The organism is Caldifermentibacillus hisashii (assembly GCF_039654145.1).
GTDB lineage: Bacteria > Bacillota > Bacilli > Bacillales > Caldibacillaceae > Caldifermentibacillus > Caldifermentibacillus hisashii.
The window spans coordinates 3675544-3697667 of sequence record NZ_CP155467.1 but is presented as its reverse complement, the minus strand read 5'-3'; the positions used below and the strand labels follow the sequence as shown (position 1 = coordinate 3697667).

18 protein-coding genes and 1 pseudogene are annotated in these 22124 nt (G+C 37.8%); 13 read left to right on the top strand and 6 right to left on the bottom strand.

The genetic code is table 11. The features are described from left to right. Nucleotides 1-697: 697 nt before the first annotated feature. The gene (locus tag NSQ14_RS17690) at nt 698-1108 is read right to left on the bottom strand and encodes a VanZ family protein (protein ID WP_034773174.1); all 411 of its coding nucleotides are present in this window, start codon (nt 1106-1108) and stop codon (nt 698-700) included. A gap of 385 nt (nt 1109-1493) precedes the next feature. On the opposite strand from NSQ14_RS17690, the gene NSQ14_RS17685 reads away from it, so the two are divergent. The 8 genes from NSQ14_RS17685 (at nt 1494) to NSQ14_RS17650 (ending at nt 9473) form a co-directional block, all read left to right on the top strand. Beyond that, complete coding sequence (locus NSQ14_RS17685) at nt 1494-2375, top strand: M23 family metallopeptidase (RefSeq protein ID WP_034773173.1); 882 nt, start codon at nt 1494-1496, stop codon at nt 2373-2375. Between the two features lie 1664 nt (nt 2376-4039). Beyond that, nucleotides 4040-4315, top strand: coding sequence for a sporulation transcriptional regulator SpoIIID (spoIIID, locus tag NSQ14_RS17680; RefSeq protein WP_034773172.1), 276 nt, complete (start codon nt 4040-4042; stop codon nt 4313-4315). Between the two features lie 304 nt (nt 4316-4619). Continuing rightward, nucleotides 4620-5621, top strand: a complete 1002-nt coding sequence (locus NSQ14_RS17675; RefSeq protein ID WP_041846681.1) for a rod shape-determining protein — start codon at nt 4620-4622, stop codon at nt 5619-5621. A 411-nt stretch (nt 5622-6032) separates the two neighbouring features. After that, nucleotides 6033-6857, top strand: a complete 825-nt coding sequence (locus NSQ14_RS17670) for a flagellar hook-basal body protein (RefSeq protein WP_346216657.1) — start codon at nt 6033-6035, stop codon at nt 6855-6857. A gap of 130 nt (nt 6858-6987) precedes the next feature. After that, a complete protein-coding gene (locus NSQ14_RS17665) occupies nt 6988-7839 on the top strand; it encodes a flagellar hook-basal body protein (RefSeq protein WP_346216656.1) in 852 nt (283 codons plus the stop codon). 248 nt (nt 7840-8087) lie between these two features. Next, nucleotides 8088-8393 (top strand): DNA-directed RNA polymerase subunit beta, encoded by a 306-nt coding sequence (locus NSQ14_RS17660; RefSeq protein WP_227139861.1) that lies wholly within the window; start codon nt 8088-8090, stop codon nt 8391-8393. A gap of 57 nt (nt 8394-8450) precedes the next feature. Continuing rightward, the gene (gene fabZ / locus NSQ14_RS17655; protein WP_034773167.1) at nt 8451-8873 is read left to right on the top strand and encodes a 3-hydroxyacyl-ACP dehydratase FabZ; all 423 of its coding nucleotides are present in this window, start codon (nt 8451-8453) and stop codon (nt 8871-8873) included. A 240-nt stretch (nt 8874-9113) separates the two neighbouring features. Then, entirely contained in the window at nt 9114-9473 is a 360-nt protein-coding gene (locus tag NSQ14_RS17650; protein ID WP_041846680.1) for a hypothetical protein, read from the top strand. 46 nt (nt 9474-9519) lie between these two features. On the opposite strand, the gene NSQ14_RS17645 is transcribed toward NSQ14_RS17650, so the two are convergent. After that, nucleotides 9520-9954: a YwpF family protein gene (locus NSQ14_RS17645; RefSeq protein WP_041902741.1), complete on the bottom strand. Its 435-nt coding sequence runs from the start codon at nt 9952-9954 to the stop codon at nt 9520-9522. Between the two features lie 299 nt (nt 9955-10253). Here NSQ14_RS17645 and ssb point away from each other — a divergent pair, with 299 nt between their 5' ends. From ssb to NSQ14_RS17630, 3 genes and pseudogenes are all read left to right on the top strand, one after another. Then, nucleotides 10254-10610 carry a single-stranded DNA-binding protein gene (gene ssb, locus NSQ14_RS17640; RefSeq protein WP_041846678.1) on the top strand — a complete coding sequence of 119 codons (357 nt, stop codon included), beginning with the start codon at nt 10254-10256 and terminating at the stop codon, nt 10608-10610. A gap of 417 nt (nt 10611-11027) precedes the next feature. Beyond that, nucleotides 11028-11192 (top strand): hypothetical protein, encoded by a 165-nt coding sequence (locus NSQ14_RS17635; RefSeq protein ID WP_156103279.1) that lies wholly within the window; start codon nt 11028-11030, stop codon nt 11190-11192. Nucleotides 11193-11856: 664 nt separating this feature from the next. After that, nucleotides 11857-12300 (top strand): annotated as a pseudogene (locus NSQ14_RS17630) (Rpn family recombination-promoting nuclease/putative transposase); the annotation flags it as partial. 324 nt (nt 12301-12624) lie between these two features. Here NSQ14_RS17630 and NSQ14_RS17625 read toward each other — a convergent pair. From NSQ14_RS17625 to galU, 4 genes are all read right to left on the bottom strand, one after another. Beyond that, nucleotides 12625-15597, bottom strand: coding sequence for a DEAD/DEAH box helicase (locus NSQ14_RS17625; protein ID WP_346206684.1), 2973 nt, complete (start codon nt 15595-15597; stop codon nt 12625-12627). Then, nucleotides 15575-16792, bottom strand: a complete 1218-nt coding sequence (locus NSQ14_RS17620) for a hypothetical protein (RefSeq protein WP_346206683.1) — start codon at nt 16790-16792, stop codon at nt 15575-15577. The genes NSQ14_RS17625 and NSQ14_RS17620 overlap by 23 nt, the downstream gene beginning before the upstream one ends. A gap of 325 nt (nt 16793-17117) precedes the next feature. Further along, nucleotides 17118-17735 carry a stage II sporulation protein M gene (locus tag NSQ14_RS17615; RefSeq protein WP_342020802.1) on the bottom strand — a complete coding sequence of 206 codons (618 nt, stop codon included), beginning with the start codon at nt 17733-17735 and terminating at the stop codon, nt 17118-17120. Nucleotides 17736-17987: 252 nt separating this feature from the next. Further along, nucleotides 17988-18872 carry a UTP--glucose-1-phosphate uridylyltransferase GalU gene (gene galU / locus NSQ14_RS17610; RefSeq protein ID WP_041902735.1) on the bottom strand — a complete coding sequence of 295 codons (885 nt, stop codon included), beginning with the start codon at nt 18870-18872 and terminating at the stop codon, nt 17988-17990. Nucleotides 18873-19535: 663 nt separating this feature from the next. Between galU and NSQ14_RS17605 the strand changes: the two genes are divergently transcribed. Next, complete coding sequence (locus NSQ14_RS17605) at nt 19536-20600, top strand: MraY family glycosyltransferase (RefSeq protein ID WP_343127110.1); 1065 nt, start codon at nt 19536-19538, stop codon at nt 20598-20600. 285 nt (nt 20601-20885) lie between these two features. After that, on the top strand, nt 20886-21989 hold the full coding sequence (locus tag NSQ14_RS17600) for a glycosyltransferase family 4 protein (protein ID WP_216407204.1): 1104 nt from the start codon (nt 20886-20888) through the stop codon (nt 21987-21989). Nucleotides 21990-22124: the final 135 nt, after the last annotated feature.

Here is a 22124-nt window from a genome sequence, read left to right as displayed (position 1 = left end):
AAAGGGATCCAACCAGGAAAAACTGTCTAATAGAACGGCAATCATGGACAAAAAAGGGGTCCAATTAGTAAAAATTGTCCAATAGAACGGTTCTCATGGACAAAAAGAGGAGTCAACCAGTAAAAACTGTCCAATAGAACGGCTTTCATGGACAAAATGAGGAGTCAATCAGCAAAAATTGTCCAATAGAACGGCTTTCATGGACAAAAAAGGGGTCCAATTAGTAAAAATTGTCCAATAGAACGGCTTTCATGGACAAAAAAGGCATCCAACCAGTAAAAACTGTCCAATAGAACGGTTCTCATGGACAAAAAGAGGAGTCAACCAGGAAAAACTGTCCAATAGAACGGCTTTCATGGACAAAATGAGGAGTCAATCAGCAAAAATTGTCCAATAGAACGGCTTTCATGGACAAAATGAGGAGTCAATCAGCAAAAATTGTCCAATAGAAGGGTTCTCATGGACAAAAAAGGGATCCAACCAGGAAAAATTGTCCAATAGAAGGGTTCTCATGGACAAAAAAGGCATCCAACCAGGAAAAATTGTCCAATAGAAGGGTTCTCATGGACAAAAAAGGCATCCAACCAGGAAAAACTGTCTAATAGCCGGGCTCTAATGGAAAAATACAAGGTCAACCACCAGAAAAAATCCGATAAAAATGTTCTTATTGGACTTTTTTCTGTCCCCTATTTGGATACTACCTTTTTAAATGATCCAACCAGTGTCCAACCCGATTTTTTCCTAAAAAATAGCCACGATAAACAATAAAAAAACATATTGTAATACCAGTGATATCCTTTATGAAATCAATGACTGTTGCTGAACGATAAGGAACAAAAGACTGGTGAATTTCATCGGCCAATCCGTACAAAGCCGCAACAACTGCCGCTACCCAATTTGCTTTTTTCGTGAGTTTTCCGTCAATAGCAAAAAACAACACAAAAAGCACATACAAGATTGCAAATTCAACCAAATGCAATGACTCCTTAATCAAAGAATCTGCAAAGGAAAACTTAACGAAGGCATCAGCCGGATTGCTTGATAACACCCAGATTAATCCCATATATAGAAACGGAAGTACTTTTATTAGCCATCGAAACATTTTCATAAATCCTAACTCACCTTCTATATCTGACTATATGACGCCGGATCGAATCCTGCATAATCAGTCATTTATACCTTTCTTAAAATTTACAAGATCCTGCATAAACAGCTAACTGAACATTTTCATAAAATCCTCAGCAAATATAATTCTTAGTAACCATTGTTCTCTGCACTTTACCAAAATCTCCAACAAATTAAATAACCGACATCCACTGTACCTTTATCCCAAATTCCTAGCAAATAAAATCCTGAATAAAATATCTGTTCTCAGTACTTTTTCCTAAAATTCCCTGCATAAAAAATAAATTTTTACAAAAAATATGAAAAAAGTGTTTTTTGAAGTATATATTTCTCATTTTCTGTTCAAAATGATTCATGAGGTGATGAAAATGAGAGAGGAAGAAAAGAAACTATCTTCTCGCAAACTTGGCATTAAACGCTTCTTCAAAAAACGTTGGGTATACCCTGCAATTTATATCGGCGCCGGTGCAATTCTATTATCTACATTTCTATGGTTCCAAGCAAGAGATAATGAAGGTGCCAAAGAGAACGAATTTGGTTATGAGTCGAACTCCGGCCGTGACTTGGCAGGAGAGGACGCACTTGAAGTTAACAGTCCTGTAGAAGATTTTGAATGGCCAGTAGCAGACAAAAATGTTGTGGAAGTGGTAACCAATTTCTACGATCCGGCTGCTACAGAAAAAGAACAAGAATCTGCAATCATCAGTGACGGAAATAGTTTTTATCCGAGCACAGGGATTGCGATTGCCGGAAAAGACGGTAAAACATTCGATGTTCAAGCTGCCATGGGTGGTAAAGTTAAATCTGTCAAGGAAGATGCACTTCTTGGCAATGTCGTTACCATTGAACATGCCGAAAATATCGAAACGATCTATCAATCCCTTGAAGATGTCTCTGTCAAACAGGGTGACCAAGTAAAACAAGGTCAGGTGATCGGTAAGGCAGGCAGAAGTTTGTTAAATGAAGAAGCAGGAATTCATACCCATTTCGAAATTAGAAAAGACGGTGTAGCGGTTAATCCGCTAGAGTACTTCAAAAAATCATTAACTACATTGCAAAATACCGATGTAAAAAAATCGGAAACTGTAGCTGATGAAAAGAAAAGTGAAGAAGCAAAAGAATCAAAAGTAACCGAAGATGAGTCAGAAAACACCAAACCTGGTAATTCTGAATCAGGTCAAAGGGACAATGACTCCGGTACTGGCGATAAAGAAAACTCAAATAAAGAACAAAACAACGATGCTAACTAATATTCCAAATGTAGTTGAATCCCCTTTCTAGTATATATAAGGCTGTCCCAAAACGAATAATGGGACGGTCTTTTTTTATAGTATAAGAAAGTATAAAAATACAGGTAAATAACTCAGGATCAGTTTTATTGTCTAGCTCCGAGCGCCAGCGACTGAGAAACTAACTCCCCTTTAATGTGCTCCTGCGCCATAGCCTATTCGAGGAAGCGGATGTTCAGCTCGTCGCAAAGCTTCATGAAGTATATCAAGGAAGATTACTCATGAAGTTCACTCTAGGAGTAGCTTCACTACGATAAGTCAACATCGGCTCGTCCCTCGCCGTGTTTCCTTTTCCTTAGAAAAAGCTACTCGCTTTTTCTTCGTGCGATGCTTATTCAAGGAAGATTATTCAAAGTCCTCGAAAATGCATTCGCATTTTCTTCGTGCGGTGTCTATTCGAGGAAGCAAATCTGTTCTCATTGCGGGGCGATCCAGTTTGTACGTCGCTAAGCGGGCGCTCTGCGCTTTTCTTATTGCAATGTTGGTGGATCTGAAAGGGAAGTTTGAACGATTTTAAACTTGAACAAAATTGTTTATTGGAATGTCTAGGAGTCTGACCGACGCAATACCACAACTCGTATAGCTGCTGTATGGCATGTTTAAACCGTAAAATTAGCGATAGATTTCATATTATGCGCCAAAAGTCATCGGACAGACTCCTAGACTCCTAGGCAGAGAAAACAACTCTATACGTTGAATAGCTTTTTCATTCGTTAGTGTAAATGTAAAACGTGAATTTTCCGCAAAAACCATTAATATCTTGACGAGAAGCGACATATTTCTTGGGAAATAAACGGATTTTTTGTCGGAAATCAAAAAAATTCTGTTGAGAAAAAGAAAATATTGTCTTTATCCCACATTTAAGTCCAGTCAAAGGCCTCCACTTTAAATTTCAAGTGAATAAGGAAAATAGGGGAGCCGGGGGGTCGCATGCTTCCGGAAGTGCTCGATATCGGTCACACAAGCATTGGCACACGTATTTAATTTGTGTTCCATTTATAATCAATAAAGGGTAACCACCATTAATTGAACTTATGTATCAGAACCGGGAAAGTCTTTATTTCATTAAGCTTTTTTGGAGGCTCAAATCGAATACGGGGGCGAATATTTTTAACAGGAAAGTTCCGCCAACTGTAAGGCCAACCGGCTCATACATATTCAACAGGTAAAAAGCAAATATTGACCAACGCTTTAAAATGAAAAAAATGCTATAGAACTTGTCCTTATTGCTTTTTTTGTGCATATTCTAGTCCTTATAATAATAAACTGTTACAAAATTTAAGAAATTATAGGGCACTTTGGTTCCGCCTCATTGACAAGCGAAACCAAATTCCCTTCCCATTACTTAAAGTAAAATCATTTCAAAAGAGAGTGTTTGAGGTGAGGAATCGTATTTAAGCAGCTTAGATGGGGTTAGAGACATAACGAAAAATGAATCCGCAGAAAGTATCTACTTTCTGCCGCATAAAGTTTTAAAAAAATAATACATAAATGATGCTAAAAGTACGTTATAACCAATCAAGTTCTAAACGAACCGTTCTTTATGCGGAGGAAGCAGTAATTCGATGGAGCAAGCGCGTGTCTCATTTCACACTTCTCACATCCAAATCAAGGAGGCGAGTGGTGTGCACGATTACATCAAAGAAAGGACGATCAAGATTGGGAAATATATCGTGGAGACGAGAAAAACGGTTCGCGTTATAGCGAAGGAGTTTGGCGTATCCAAAAGTACCGTTCATAAAGACTTAACAGAAAGATTGCCAGAAATAAACCCTGAATTAGCGAATGAAGTGAAAGAAATATTAGACTATCATAAGTCAATTCGTCACTTACGGGGAGGAGAAGCAACAAAAATGAAATATAAAAAAGGAACCTCTGAAGAGCCGGTTTTAGAAAAATAATTTCGTTTTTCACTCGATGGATCCATTTCTCTTTAGAAGACCATGATATATAAAGATAGGTCTCCAACTTGGATCCTTATTTCAAATTGAAGCAGTCAACCTGTTAAGGAACACTCATTACCAGTGGATACCCGGGTAAAGAGGATGACTAATAAAGTCATCTTTTCCTAGTTTTTTTACAAATTGATAAAAAAAACGACAAAAAGTAAAAAAAAATGACATAGGTCCTCCATATTTCAACTTATTTATGGTAGAATATGCAATTAGAAAGCGTTTTGAACGGGAAAATTAAGGAGGATATTTTATGTTGGCCAGAGATATTGGAATCGATTTAGGAACAGCTAATGTACTTATCTATGTAAAAGGAAAAGGGATTGTACTGAATGAACCGTCAGTTGTCGCCATTGATTTGAATACGAACAAAGTATTAGCTGTTGGTGAAGAAGCAAGAAGAATGGTTGGGAGAACACCCGGTAATATTGTTGCAATTCGTCCGTTAAAAGATGGTGTAATTGCAGATTTTGCCGTCACTGAACAAATGTTAAAATACTTTATCAACAAGTTGAATGTAAAAGGATTTTTATCAAAACCACGAATTTTAATTTGTTGTCCAACGAATATTACAAGTGTTGAGCAAAAGGCGATTAGCGAAGTTGCCGAAAAAAGCGGCGGAAAAAAAGTTTATTTGGAAGAAGAACCAAAAGTGGCAGCAATTGGGGCCGGTATGGACATTTTCCAACCAAGCGGGAATATGGTAATCGATATCGGTGGAGGTACATCGGACATTGCTGTTCTTTCTATGGGTGATATTGTCACATCCGCCTCAATTAAAACGGCGGGGGATAAATTTGATTTTGAAATTCTTCAGTATATTAAAAAGAAATATAAATTGTTAATTGGTGAACGAACAGCAGAAAGTATTAAAATCAACGTGGGTACAGTGTTTGAAAATTCACGCAATGAAGAAATGGACATTCGTGGCCGTGATCTTGTTTCAGGCTTGCCGCGAACAATAACGATAAATTCGGCTGAAATCGAATCTGCTTTAAGGGAATCGGTTGCAGTTATTGTTCAAACGGCAAAAAGTGTACTTGAAAAAACACCTCCTGAACTATCAGCAGACATTATTGACCGCGGGGTTATTTTAACCGGTGGAGGAGCCCTACTTCATGGAATTGATACGTTATTGGCAGAAGAATTAAAAGTACCGGTATTTATTGCCGATAACCCGATGGATTGTGTTGCAGTCGGTACGGGCATTATGCTGGACAATATTGATAAAATTGATCGCCGCAGTTTGATTTAAAAAAAGGCCCGAATAGCGCCAAATCTGGGCAATAAAATAAAAACGGGAACATATCCAATGATTAGCACTCAAAAAGATTTTACGCAAAATTAGTATTAACTATATTTAATACGTGACATTTAAGCGTAAGTTTTTTTGAAAAATAGGCTTTTGGTGTGCTAGCCGTTCTATGGGTTTGTTCCGTTTTTTATTATCCGAAACTGTTCATAACATAAATGTATAGCTCTTTAGGACCTGTTAAAAAATGTCAAGTGTTATTGAAAAATAATAATGTCCAAAGTGGGAAAATCGTTTATAATAAGAAAAGCAAGGATTTTTATTTTGTTTAGCTAAACTGCTTTTTCAATATAAATGGAGCGCTAACACTATTTATTCATATATTTCTTAAAAATGGTAAGAGGAGTGGGGGACTTGTTTAGAGGCTTTTACACGGTTGCTTCCGGAATGCTGGCACAACAAAGAAGAACCGAGATGTTGACCAATAACATGGCGAATATAAATACGCCCGGATACAAGGCGGATCAATCATCTGTCCGTGCTTTCCCTGATATGTTAATCCAAAAAATGGAGTCACCTGATGTTCCAGGCAACTCAGTAGCAACGACTATGACGCCTGTCGGTCGGTTAAATACCGGTGTTTACATACAAGACATTACACCAAATTTTAAACAAGGTGACTTGACCCAAACGAGCTTGAACACGGATTTGGCCTTAAATCATATAACGATGCCGCTGAATCAAAATGGGGTTCAAGGCAGTGTCTTTTTTACCGTGCAAAATCCCGATGGCGGTGTCCAATATACACGGAACGGAAATTTTACGATTGACGGTGCTGGATTTTTAACAGCGGCAACCGGACAATATGTGCTGGATACATACGGTAATCCCATTGCCTTGGTTAATGATTCCTTTACTGTAACAGAAGATGGCTGGGTTCAACAAAATGGACAAAATGTTGCCCGCTTAGGAATAGCTTATGCTGAAAATCCCAATCTGTTAACGAAAACGAGTACCGGTTTATATCAAATGGACGGTGGGGCACTTCCATCTGCCTATGCAAATAATCAAGTCGCATTTTCGGTTAAACAAGGTTATATTGAACGATCCAATGTGGATGCGGCAGAAACAATGACTAACATGTTAACGGTTTACCGATCTTTTGAGGCTAATCAAAAAGTATTGCAAGCTTATGATCGCAGCATGGACAAAGCCGTCAATGAAATCGGAAAATTATAAGAAACTGGCGGTCAAAATCATGCCGTCCATGTTTGTTTTATCGGCTATACGATTAAGTTAAACAATTTTTTCCATAGAAATATATATGACAACTTCCCAACTTAACCCCTTTAAATCAGAGAAAAATGAGGTGAAATCATTGAATCGGATTTCAATTACGGCAAGCAACACCATGAACCAATTGCAAAAACAAATGGATACGATTGCCAATAATATTGCAAATTCACAAACGACGGGTTACAAAAAACAAAGAGCGACATTCGGTGAACTCATGTACCAGCAATATAATAACCAGCGAAATCTGGAAGAGGAAGTAAATCGGTTGACGCCGAACGGTATTCGGATTGGAACAGGTGCACGTGTTGCCCAAGTACAAACTGTTTTGACTTTGGGTTCAATCGTGCAAACTGGTCGCGCCTTAGACTTTGCTTTAACTGAACCAAATCAATTTTTTAAAGTGTTGGCTCCAAAAGGGAACGAAACGGCCGTCCATTATACCAGAGACGGATCGTTTTATTTGTCCCCGGTGAATGCAAATGAAGTCGGGCTTGTCACCAGTGAAGGTTATCAAGTACTTGATGAAAACAACAATCCAATTATTTTTAACAATAATTTACAAAATGTGAATTTGAATCCAAATGGAGAGATTGTTTTTTCTGACGAGGCTGGTAATAATGTGACTTTTAATCTGGGAATTGCTCAAATACATAAACCGCAAACGATGGCTCGGGTTGGTGATAACTTGATGACTTTGCCGGATAATATGGCGGAATTAGGTATAACAGAAGCTGATTTGTTGGAAAATCTTGCAGGAAATCTCCGCGCGCAAATTGGGTTAAAAAATCAGGCACTTGAACAATCTAATGTTGACATCGGTGAAGAAATGACGAATTTGCTACAGACACAAAGGGCTTATCAATTACAAGGAAGAGCGATCACGATTGCCGATCAAATGCAGGGATTGATTAATGGAATTCGGTAGATTTAAGATGATCATGTCTTGCCCAAAAACGGTTAAATGAAGAAATTTAATCGCTGGATTCGGTAAGCGTGTAGATTAAATAAAAAGATTAATCAATGGGATCCGGTAAGTTTGAGTGCTAAGTGCCCACATGTTTCGTTAGGTTCGGATTACATCAATGGGATTCGGGAAGACAGGGCTGTCGGATTGAATGAATTAATCACCCTATCTGTCAGAGTGAATTCTTTTATCGAGGGGATTGGACAGTTGTGGAAAATTTAGATGATCATAGAGAGACGCGAGAAGGACGAATTAAAAATCGTATAAGTGGAAAGAAAACCAAAAAAGACAATGAAGAAGAAAAGGCAGAAAAAAAGGAAAAGCGGCTCCGGACTCGGCTTATCCCGATATGGCTTCGACTCATCATTGTCCTGTTTTTAATATTGCTCCTTTTCTTTATTGGCGCCATGATTGGCTATGGGGTAATCGGTGATGGCAAGCCGACAGATGTATTTAAGAAATCAACATGGACCCATATTCTCGAAATTGTTAATGATGGTACAGGTTCAAAATGAATGAATTAACGGGGTTTTTTTCATGTAATGGAAATATATGGAATTGGGAGTGTTATTATGCTTGATATTAATGAAATCAAAAAAATTATTCCTCACCGCTATCCATTTTTAATGGTCGATCAGATTGTTGAACTGGAAGAGGAAAAGCGGGCAGTCGGTATTAAAAATGTTACGATCAATGAGCCGTTTTTCCAAGGTCATTTTCCGGACTACCCGGTCATGCCCGGTGTCTTAATTGTGGAAGCATTAGCTCAAGTTGGTGGAGTGGCGATGTTAAAAAAAGAAGAAAATCAAGGAAAACTGGGGTTGTTTGCCGGAATCGACAAATGCCGGTTTAAAAGGCAAGTTAAGCCGGGGGACCAATTGCGTTTGGAAGTGGAAATTTTGCGGTCACGGGGGCCAATCGTCAAGGGAAAGGGAATTGCTACAGTAAACGGTGAGGTTGCATGTGAAACTGAAATGATGTTTGCCATCCAATAAAAACGTTGGTGTAGAAAAAGAAGATAGAGAAAACCCGTAAAGGTCCGATAATATCGATTCCCCTCACTGATTAAAATTTCAGCTTATTACAAGCAATGAAAAGGTTCAAACACACAAACGCCTTCTTTTACCTTTGGATGAAATTGCCTAATTGTTATGCAAATTTTTTTTGATTTGGGCAACCTAACATCAGACCTGATTTTAGGTCAAAATTATCTAAAGGTAGAAAGGAGAAAAGAAATGGATCGTTTCTTGAAAATAATTGGTAGTACATTGCTTGCATCGGTCCTTTTAATGGGATGTGCTAATAATGATGATGATAACGACCCTGCACCGCCGGATAATGATGTAACGGACAGAAATGACAATAACAATGGAACGGATAATAATGACGCAAATGATGATAACAATGTAATTGATGAAGATAACAATGACACAGGTAATGGTGGTAACTTAGACGGCGATAACAACGGTAATAATGGGGCCAACAATAACGGGACAAATAACACCCGAACAGATAATAACAATAATAACAATGGTACCGAAGATTTATTAGAAGATAGAAAAGATATCCAAGATAACGATACAAAAGATGAGTAAGTAGAATAAATAAGACAGGGGCAAATATGTCATCCCTGTCTTATGTTTATTTTTTTGAGGGTCTGCCTACCTTGTTTTTCTTTGTTCTTATTTCTTCTTTAAAAGCAAGTAATAGTTCATTGCCACTTAGTCCTTTATCTAAAAGGAGACCCAATAATTGTTCAGCATAGCCTCTTGAGCGGCTTAAAGTTCCCTCCAACAAAATGCTTACATATTCATCAACTACTTTTGAATTAATCACATTGACAAGAAAAGTTGCGGGATCATTTTCGGCTTTTGTAATGATTACATTGACCGGAAATTTGTCCTGTGGTTGGTAATTCTCAAAAACGGAAAAATAGGTTCGCTCAATAAAAAGTTCAATTAGCCATGTATTCTTTTCATTTTCTTTGTTTATAATCAAAGCATCAATGAAAGGAATTTGGATCGTCTCATCGTTTTTATCTACCAGTTGAAAAGAAATCAACTTAAATGTCTTCAAAAACATCAGCCTCCCCGCAAAATTCTGTTATTCACATTTTACCATGATAAATATTGAAGTACTAGTCAGAATAAGGAGTAAAATTTTACTAATTATATAAGTAAAAAAATAACTTGCAGAAAGAGCTATAAATACCATTTTTCCACTTATAGACACCATTTTTATAAAAATAAAGCCCATTTTTCAAGTAAAACATAGTAAAAAATAGGTAAAAAGCACATATAACTGGCAAATCAAAATTTTACAACATAATAAAATTGTCCTATGATTATAGTAACAAATTGATTGGAGGTGAAAAGTTGATTAACCAGGTAACATTGGTAGGAAGACTGACGAGGGACCCGGAATTGAAATTAACGCAAGAAGGGGTTGCCTTAACAAATATTACGCTGGCAGTGAATCGAAATTATCGGTCCACGAGCGGCAGTATTGAAACAGATTTTGTTCAGTGCACACTCTGGCGGCGAGCAGCAGAGAACACCGTACAATATTGCCAAAAGGGTTCGATCATTGGAATTATTGGCCGAATCCAGACGCGAAATTACGAAAATAGTGAAGGGAAAAGGGTTTATGTTACGGAAGTTGTTGCTGATAGTGTCCGCTTTTTGGGAGGCAGGCCGGCAGAGGACAAGGAAATCGCCGCAACAAATGCATAAGCTCGTTTACATTCCATTAAGGAGGTGATTGCCGAAAAAAAGAAAAGGAATCATAGACGAAAGGGATCTAATTGCTTTCAAAATGCAATTACAGAACGATAATGAAAATGTAAGAAAAAATCAAGAGAGAAGGATTATGTAAAGCGAGAGGTTTTGGAAGTAAAAGACAAATAGACCGATGTGTTGCTTGAAGGATTTATGATGAAAACCTATGAAAACTTATGATTTTCGTCAAGGCCATGATATTGGAGTCGATTTGTTGGAGAAAGTTGTATCTTACAAAACTATAGACTAAATGGATAGTATGATACTGTCTTAAAAAGGGAGATATTCGTAGCAGTTTGAATTTTATAGTGTAAAGAAAATTGACAGGGCAGAATCTTTAACAGTATTGTGAACAATTCTGTGGAGGTGACTATGTCAACAAGATTTGAGAATTATTTTCAGCTGGAGGAGATGATTCAGCTTCTGATTCGAATTGTAGGAAAATCGAATGAAAAGATTATGAATTTAGAAGAAAAATTAAAACAACTGGAAGATATCGTAATCGAATCAGGAGAGGGAAACATACAAAATAAGTAAGGGATAAGGTTAAAAAAGCGGATGTAAGCAGAAACGATGATGGATGAACAACTAAAAAGTGATATGGATTGTTAAAAGGTAAATAGGACATCATCACTTCTTGAATAATAAATCTTTTCGGGGATGGTAAAGATTTATTATCAACAATGTTGCATGGAAAAGAAAACAGCAAGGAAATTCTTCATTCGGTCACTACTCTGACCAATGAAGCCCCTTGCCGCTCAAAAGAAGGAATAGAGTTAAAATTATCATACCACAGGTATAAATCAAAGAAAAGCACATACTTATCGCTACAAAAAAGCCACATACAATTCTTTTCAAAAAACCGGTTTTGGGGAAAACCGGTTTTTTTTACAGAATAAGAAAGTATAAAAATACAAGTGAATAACTTGGGATTAGTTTTATCGTCTAGCTCCGGTCTCCTTGCGCCTTTCTTAGTGTGAGCTAGGATTTATTCTTTTAAAACAAAAATGCAAAAACTTGTAAAGTGTCCAAAAAGTATTTAAAAAAATTTAGTTTTCATAAAATCCCTCTAAAGATTTTCCTTCCTTCATCGTTTTTTTACTGTACTAAGCATCCTAATTTTTTTCAAAGTAACTGAAAATTCCGTTATATTCATCGAAGCAAAAATTTTGTATAATAAAAATGAAAGGAACGAGTTAAGTTACGTATTATTGAAATGCCGAAGTTTGTCAGGCAGGACAAAGAAAATCTGATTCATCCGAATGACCGAATGGCAAAATGGATACGCTTTTTAACAAATGAAGATGATGCGAGGTGGGAAGAGATGGCAAATCAAGACCCGATAATAGAAAATGCAGTAGATATGTTGCGCACAGTAAGTATGGATAGGGAAGCCCGGATGTTGGCGGAAGCCCGTGAAAAAGCATTAAAGGATATAAATTCCATTCGTGGGGAAGCAATGAGAGAAGGAAAAGAGGAAGGCAGAAGAGAAGGAAGAAGAGAAGGAAAAGAGGAAGGAATAAAAGAAGGAAAACGGGAAGATGCGAAAATGATGTTGATGGAAGGTTTAGACCTTAATATGATCCTTAAGATTACCGGACTAACGGAATCAGAGGTTTTGGAATTAAAGAGTGAGTTGAATTGACAATAAAAAAGAGAAATTCTGGACGAGTAAGCGGGTAGTAATGTCTATCTGTCTACTCGTCCTTTTTAAAAAATCAGAAAGTATAAAAATAAAAGTAAATAACTTGGGATTAGTTTTATTGTCTAGCTCCGAGCGCCAGCGACTGAGAAACCAGCTCCGCTTTCATGTGCTCCTGTGCCATAGTAGACTATTCGAGGAAGCAACTCTGTTCTCATTGCGGGAGGTCGGGCCACAGGACGTGGTCTGACATGCGTTGCAAAAGGACGTTGCGCTTTTTGCCGGCCAGTTTGTACGTCGCAAATAGGGCGCGACTCTCGCTTTTCCTTATTCCAACTTCAAAATATCATACAAATCTTCATCGGACATATCGGCGAGCCATTGATCACTTTGGATAATCTGGTCGTTTAACGTTTGCTTTTTCTCCAGCATGGCGTCAATTTTTTCCTCAAGCGTTCCGGTCGTAATAAATTTATGGACATGAACAAATTTTGTCTGCCCAATGCGGTAGGCTCGGTCGGTTGCCTGATTTTCAACAGCAGGGTTCCACCAGCGATCATAGTGAATTACATGGTTTGCCGCCGTTAAGTTCAGTCCAGTGCCGCCAGCCTTTAATGATAGCAACAAAATCGGAAATTCACCCTTTTGAAAGTTGTTTATTAACGTGTCCCGCTGCTGTTTGCTCGTTGAACCGTTCAAAAACGGCACCTTTAATCCGTAACGGGCTTCCAAAACAGATTGAATCATTTCCCCCATACCAATATATTGCGTGAAAATCAGGCCGCTTTCGTTTTGATCCATGACCGTGTCGAACAGTTCAACTAATTTTTCCAGCTTCGTTGAACGTTCGATTAATTCTTCGCCACGTGCCTGGTGTTCTTTTAAAAAGAGGGCAGGATGATTACAGAGCTGCTTCAGCATACTAAGCAATTTCAGCACATAGCCTTTCCGTTCAAAACCGGACAGGGTAGCTAGACGGTCAAACGTATCTTTGACGATTTGCTCATATAGGCTTGCTTGTTCAACAGTAAGTGGGCAATATTCCTTTTGCTCAATTTTATCAGGCAAATTGAGCGCCACTTCTTCATCATTTTTCGTACGTCGCAACAGAAACGGTCGGATGAGCTTTTGCAACTCCTGAATTTTTTCCTTATTATCTTGTCGTTCAATCGGCAGAACAAAACGTTGTTGGAAGCGGGTGAGACTGCCAAGATAACCTTTATTGATAAAATCAAAAATCGACCAAAGCTCAGTTAAACGGTTTTCCATCGGTGTGCCGGTTAAAGCAATATGATGGTTGCCCTTCAATTTGCGAATGGCGCGCGATTGCTTGGTTGCGGCATTTTTTATATTTTGTGCTTCATCTAAAATGATCGCTTCCCATTTTAGTGAAGAAAGTTCTTCAAAATCCAAGTGTGACAGTCCATAAGTCGTCAGAACCACATCATATGAGTGCTCACCGGTTATTGTTTCGGTAAATTGTTCAGCTTTTAACCGACTTGCTCCGTAATGTAAGTATACATGAAGATCTGGTGAAAATCGTTCCAGCTCTTTTTGCCAGTTACCAAGCACCGAGGTCGGACATATGATTAAGCTTGGACCGGACGCCGGATTGTTCTCCTTTACAAGCAACAAATAGGCAATCAACTGAATCGTCTTACCAAGCCCCATATCATCGGCTAAACAGGCCCCGAAACCATATTGCCGTAAAAAATAAAGCCAGTTCATCCCTTTTTTCTGATACGGACGGAGCTCACCTTGGAAGCTCGTCGGCACTTCCAAATTCGGAATATCGGTTAAATCGGTTAAGGAGTGAACAAAATTCCTTAATTTCGGGTGCAATTCAATTTGAATACGGGAAAAAATTCGCTGATCATTGTCCTCATCAAGCGAATCCGGCTCTTCATTGTCGCCGCCATACAACAATTGCTGCTCAATAAAATCTTGAACCCGCATACCTTCTTTTTCTGCCTTTTCCATAATTGCTTGCATTTTTTTAATAAAAGCAGGGTCAAGCTTCATCCATTGTCCGCCAATATTAATCAGGCGGCGGTTTTCCTCAACCAGTTTGCGAAATTCAGCTTCAGACAGATCCACTCCGGCCATAGAAACCCGCCATTCATAATCAAGTAAAGCATTCAAGCCAACAAAGGATGGTCCGTTGGAACTCGACTTTACTCTGGCCTTTAAACGCATATTGGCGTTTTTTAACGCTTCCCACCAAGACGGCAAAAGAATATCAATACCGAGAACCAATAGTTTTTCACTGGCATTGGTCAAAAACGCCCAAGCCTCATCCTCCGTCAGTTCTTCCTTGATAATTGGGGGAGCTGAAAGATTAGCATCGTTCATTTTCTCATACTCGCCGGCTGCTTTATCTTCATTTGCCAGCCATGGAATCAGCCTTGCTATCCGCTTTTGTTCGGCAACAACTTCCTCAAAATACGGTTCCCACTTTTTCGGCGGTCGTTTTTTGCCTCGTTTTGCCGGGTTGAAGACAACGACTGTTTCCGGCTTCTTTATATCTCGCAATACCGTTGTCAGCTGCCACATTTCTCCATCTTCATGCGGTTCCTCAAGTCGAAGCCCGATTTTAAACGGTAAGTCTGTCTCACTGGCGCCGATCCATTGTAAAAATTTTTTTTCATCAAAAAATGAGGCGACATCGAGCCCGTCGGCAATAGCATTTTGCAACAATTCTTTCCGCTTGTGCCACTGCTTTCCTAATTTCGGCAGCCGTGATAAATACGATTCCACCCCATTATGGAATAAATGTTGTACAAACTCCTTCATCCGTATCGGTTCTCCACCAACATCTTCCTCACGATCAACAAAAAGCTCAGTCATCGGTGTTTCCCAAAATTCCGGCAAAAACTCGTACCAAACTTGATCCGGAACTTCCCAGCGAAACTCCCCGTTTTTCCAGCTTTCAAAGTCCGGTTTAAAGCGTTTTTCCACAATCGTTTCATAAATAACTGGAGAAATGGCTAAGAGCGAGTTGGCAAGCTCATCAAACTCCCATTGAATAAACTGGTTAAATGGTTCGGTTCCGAATAACTCAAGCGTTTCAAAAGGATCCAACAACACACCATCAATGGCAATGGTTCGGTTTCCAATTTGAAAGTGCACGGTCGTCGCGTTTAATTTCGAACCGTAAAAACTGCTTTCATGCCATTGAAACAGCGGAAAAGTCCAGGCAGGAAGCGGTACACCGGGTTCGCCGTTTTCAAAAGCGTACAGAAAGAAATTTCCTTCTTTCAATTGAATACAATGAATTTCAAACTGTTTCGTTTTCAACATTAATTAACTTACCCCTTTGACACTCTTCTTGAAATGCTCGAAGTCGCTTTGTTTTTTGCAAAAGTTGTTCAAAGTAGACTTCCCATTTTTCTTCTTTTTTTAGCTTCTTATAGATTGTGCGCAGCTTTTTTAAATAGCGTACAGCCTCTTTATAGTTTTGTCGGTTTTTTTGTTGAATCGCCATCTCAATTTTTCGATGATAGTAAGGAAGAAGATATTGCGGTTCCTCCTTTTGAATCGTTCGTAAAATATCATTGCTTAAATAACTGAAGTTGGAAAGTTGAACAAACTCGATCAATTTTCTGTACTCTTTCCGTTCAAAATAAAAGGATGATAATTCTCTGGTTGTAAAAGGATACATAGCAATTAACAGTTGCTCATATAAATCGTATCTGCCCGTTTCTTTAGCAAATTGATGAAACTCTTCATCAATGGAGTAGAAAAATGTTTTCTTAGTCGAATAACTAATGGTATCTAAATAATCTTTGAGATGCTCAATCAGAAATTGTGCTAATTTTGTAAAGCCATTCCAATTTTCCTTGGCAAAATAATGATCCATGAATAGGAGGATATAAGATATCGAATGGTTACCGATATTTTTTAATAACGCTAACGATTCTTCTACCCGGCCGGACAAAAAAAGTTGGAACATATAAGCAAATTGCCAGGAAGAAGCATTTGCACCTTTTCTCGCCGTCTTTTCCGCAAAATCAAGCTCCTCGTTTCGCAATTGTGGACGGGTAAATAGAGATTTCCATACATACCAGTATATTTGCAAGATTTCATGTTTAAAGGCACCTTCTAAAAACAGCAATTCCCTTACATCCAACCGAAGTTTTTCGCAAATCGGGTCATAGGAAAAAGGCATCGGACTCGGTAAATGTTTCAATGCGTTTTGAATATCGGCGTAAATAATTTCGAACAGCTGCCTGCAAGTATCTTCAATCTCCTGGTAGCTGAAGCGGCTTGTTTCAAACCAATTCTGTAAATTTTGCAGAAGACGGACATGAACAACGATTTTATACAAGCTGCGTTGTTCTCTGTTTACTTTAAACAGATCATCCCGATTCAATTTTTTTAAAATCATCAATCCGTATAAATTTACTAAGTATGGTGGTAATGATTTCTTTTTCAGTATGTCATTGTTAAAAAGTTCATCTGTATATTCAACCCAACGATGATAATGATCACCCATTAAAATGCTCCTTTCCCAGATGGAATTTTCACTCCATTGTCCGGGGGTTTTTCACAATCAAACACAATCCATATTCTTTTATTATAGCATTTTAGGGTGAAGGAAAGAAGGGGGCGAAGTTAAGAGTAGAACTCGGGGAATTGTATCTGGTTTGATCAAGGATTCATGAAGAGATTGGATATGATTCTCAATGCCGGTAATTTTAAAGTCTTCGCCGGAAAGCAAACCTCTCCGGCGAATAGTTGAAGTTTCCACGTCTTTTTTAAAAAATTAAACGAGCATGCCGGGAAGACTTATCTTTGGCACCCATTCTTATTTTCAAAAATTAAACGAGCATACCAAGAAAAATCGGGGTAATAAATGCTTCCACGATCGCCGCAATGACCAGCAATGGAACGCAAACAAACACAAAGGTCTTTATACTATTCGTGGCACAATTTTTAAATGAAAATCGTGCGTCATTAATTTTTCGGAAAATCCCGATTGATAGATAAAAAGCAAGAGTTCCGGCGAGGATGATGGCAGGAATTTCAAAAATACCATGTGGGATGATCCCGGCGAACAACATAGGCACAATTGCTTGTCCAGTCAATTTCATATAAGCAAACATAATCCCCATAATGGCACTGTTCATCACAATAATGCCGATGGCCGGTAAAAAAATGGGCAGAAACCCGCTTACAAACAATAGTAAGCAAGCCATTGTATTATTTTTAAACAAACCGATGGCCAATTCAATTGCAGATGTATCCGGATCAATTAAGTCTTTTTCCTCAAACATTTTCGACACTTGCTTCATGAGCGTTGTTACAAGTGCCTCATTTTTCAGCATAAAAAAATACACCGCAACACTGCTTAAGATAAACAAAATGAGAAGCCCGACGAATAATTTCCAATAAGATTGTTTAAAAAGATTCCATTGCTCAAGATAAACTTTTTTCAAAAAATAACCTCCTTACAACACTACTTTTCATTATACTTGAAATCGGCCAAAATCATCCTTTTTGTGCACACATTTTAAAAATTTTTTAGGTTGTTGTTAACAAAGTTTTATGAGGGAGGGAATCGTGAAGAGTTATTCGTCAAACTTTAAAAGGCTGAGTCTGTCTAAGTAAAAAATATTGTCAAAAACGGCCTCTACCCGGACTTTTTATAAGCAAAAAAAGCGGGGTTGTCTATGTCCCCGCTCAAAAAATCAATGATCCATTTCCATTTGATTTAATAAGTCCTTCATAAATGCAATTACTTCATCATGCAAGTCCTCATGCTTTAAAGCAAATTCAATGGTTGTTTTGACAAAGCCGATTTTTTCCCCGACATCGTACCGTTTTCCTTCAAACTGGTAGGCAAAAACACGTTGAATTTTGTTTAACTGCTGAATCGCATCCGTTAATTGAATTTCTCCGCCAGCACCAACCTCTTGCTTATCTAAAAAGATAAAAATTTCCGGAGTTAAAATATAACGTCCGATAATGGCAAGATTGGAAGGAGCGGTACCGGGTGCCGGCTTTTCAACAAAGTTTTTCACTTGATACAATCTTCCCTCATGAGTTAACGGATCGATAATCCCGTATCTATGCGTTTCACTCTCCGGTACTTCTTGTACCCCGATGATTGACGACAAGGTTTCATCATATTGATTGATTAATTGTTTTAAGCAAGGGACATCGTTTTGAACAATATCGTCACCAAGCAAAACAGCAAACGGTTCATCACCGATAAAATTCCGGGCACACCAAACCGCATGTCCTAACCCTTTTGGTTCTTTTTGCCGGATATAGTGAATATTAGCCAATTCAGATGAATATTGCACTTTTTCCAACATCTCAAATTTACCCTTATCGGCAAGATTTTTCTCCAGCTCCGGAACGCGGTCAAAATGATCCTCAATGGCCCGTTTCCCTTTCCCGGTAACAATGATAATATCCTCAATGCCGGATTCGACAGCTTCCTCAATAATATATTCAATAGTTGGCCGGTCCACAATCGGGAGCATTTCTTTTGGCATTGCCTTCGTTGCCGGCAAAAAACGTGTTCCAAGACCTGCTGCAGGGATAATAGCTTTTCTGACTTTTTTCATGATCGTTCCTCCAAAAAACCTTTTTCAATGATTTTGTAACCCTTAGCATTTTCATTCGTCTAATTATCGGAATCAAAAGTTGTATGTGGTTAACCCCTAAAAATTTCGAACCATCATTCCGCATAACGAGCATACGGAAAAAATGTTAGCCTGAATTCCCCAACACGAGTGAAATAAATCAAAAATTATTGATTGTGTTGCAAACAAGCTCTTTATCTTCAAATGCGGAATATAGGGTTCTAAAAAACCTACGTACAAAGTAAAATATTTTGTATCGTACCCATAGTCTCATGCACATCTTGAGGTTCATTTTCCGTAAAACCTTTTTGATGCTAAACAGTGTGTAATTTATACTTTATATTATACATAATAAATTGAATGATTGCACATTGGCTCCGGCAAAAATGTTTAATTCACAGATAACTTTAGAGGAAAAAAGTCAATTCATAAACCTACAAAATATAGAGTTCGCCAATTTTAACAAGATTTTAAAAAAAGTCATATAATCGTACTTTTAATTTAGCTTGATTTTTTATATAAAATCAATTATGATGATGTAGATTGGAAAATATAGAAAAAATTATATTAAATTTTAAACGGAAAGTAACTCTACCTGTAATATTAAACTATGATAACTGGAATCTATTAGGAGGACAATTGCATATGGTGTTCTTTATTGTACCAGTGATTACATGCTTTATTATTTCACTCCTATTAACACCGTTAGTAAAAAAACTAGCAATTAAAATTGGCGCTACTGACCAACCAAATGAAAGAAAAGTTCATACGAGAATTATGCCCCGTTTAGGCGGATTGGCAATATTTATTGGTTTTTTAATAGGATGTTACTTGTTTGTACCAAATGATCTCCAAATTTGGCCGATTATTGCAGGCGGAGTAGTAATTGCCTTAATCGGGATTTTGGATGATGTTTATGGGCTATCAGCAAAAATTAAATTTTTTGGGCAAATTTTTGCCGCTGCTATCCCGGTTTTGGGCGGAGTACAAATTGACTTTTTTGCAGTTCCAAATGGGGAATTTATTTACTTCGGTTGGTTTGCTATTCCACTTACTATTTTTTGGATCGTTGCAATCACAAATTCTATTAATCTCATAGATGGCTTGGATGGACTTGCGGCAGGGGTATCATCCATTGCAATCTTTACAATTAGTGCGATTTCCTTTATGATGGGTAATCCTCTGGCACCAATTTTAGGGGTTGTATTATTGGGAAGCACATTAGGATTTCTAGTATTCAATTTCTATCCTGCGAAAATTTTTATGGGAGATACCGGATCCTTATTTTTAGGATATATGATTAGTATTTTGTCGGTCATTGGTCTTACAAAGAGTGCAGCATTTTTCTCGTTGATTATCCCGATGATTATTCTTGCTGTGCCGCTGATCGATACAGCGTTTGCGATTATTCGTCGCTTTGTACAGAAGAAACCATTGATGGCACCGGATAAATTCCATTTGCATCATAATATGCTTCGTTTAGGATTTACCCACTGTCAATCGGTTGTTTTAATCTATTTATTAAGTGGAATTTTTAGTTTAGCAGCGATTTTATTTACAAGGGCAACGATATGGGGTGCATCGTTTCTTATTGTCTTGTTATTAGTCTTTATCGAATTAATTGTAGAAGTGACAGGTTTAATCAGTGTGAAGTATCGCCCGTTACTAAACTTTATCGGTGGAAAAAAGGCTAATCATCATCAAAAGTAATAATAATTCTATTTATATAAAGCTGTTCCTGAATACGGGGAGCAGCTTTTTTTGTTGGCACAAATAACTATTACATATAGCAAAGATTCTTAAAATCCATCATGTACAATTCGTTAGCATGATAACTGTTGCTATGAAAAAGATTCTTAAATCCACCTCAGCCATTGTATTTCACGCAGTCGATAAATTCTAAATAATATTTCACATGAACAAAGCAAAAGAATGTTTAAATTTGTTTAATTAGAATCAAAATAGAAGTAAAATCATATTGTGATGAGGTTTACTATGTATGTATTTCATGATCCGATTTTGCTGAAAAAATTAATTATAGCTTTCCTTATTTCATTTCTTACAACATTCTTACTCATATATCCAATCATCAAGTTAGCGATTCGATTTAATATTATGGATATCCCGAATAAGAGAAAAGTAAATAAGGTGCCGATTCCACGGATGGGTGGTCTAGGGATTGTATTGGGAACGACTTTGGGATTGCTTTATTTACGACCGTTTCAAGAGCATCTGCTGGAAATTGCAATCGGAGCGTTCATTATTGTTATAACGGGATTACTGGATGACAAATTTTCCCTACCTCCACTCATAAAACTGGTCGGCCAATTAATTCCTGCCGTTATTTTAATTTTTGCCGGCATTGATATTGAGCGGATATCCCTACCATTTTTTGGAGTTGTAGAATTAAGTGTTCCTCTGCGTTTTGTTATTACTGCTATTTGGATTATCGGAATAACAAATGCGATTAATTTGATTGATGGACTGGATGGGTTGGCTTCCGGTGTATCGACCATTGCCTTGGCGAGCATTATGGTAATGGCTTTCTTGGATGGTCGATTATTTGTTATTTCCCTTTGTATTACGCTGATTGGAAGTAATCTCGGCTTTTTAATTCATAATTTCCATCCGGCGAAAGTTTATATGGGGGACACCGGATCGTTGTTTTTAGGTTACTCTATTGCGGTAATCTCCATCCTAGGTTTGTTTAAGAAAGTAACTTTATTAGGTTTTATCATTCCGGTAATTGTTTTGGCACTGCCGATTTTTGATACATTATTTGCGATTATCAGGAGAGCGAAAAACGGTGAAAAAATAATGAATCCGGATAAAAAGCATATCCATCATCAACTGCTTTCGATTGGGCTAAGTCATCGCCAAACGGTTCTCATGATGTATGGAATCAGTCTCATTTTTGGGATTTTAGGAATTGTTTTTTCAAGAGCATCTATGGGGCTGTTACTGTTTGTAGCTTTTCTGTTATTTATCATAGTGTACATCTTAGCTGAATTGGTCGGTCTTGTGGGGAAAGGGAGGAAACCGATATTACACTTTTTTAATAAACTATTCTCCAAATTCAGGTTGAATAATACATCATAGTAACATCGCTCTATGGGACAAAATGGAGAGGAAAATGCTAAAAACTGTCTCATTGACCGGCGCTATGAGACAAAATGCAGGGCAAGAGAGTGAGAAATGTCTCATAGGGGAGGTCAGAATGGATTCTATGAGACA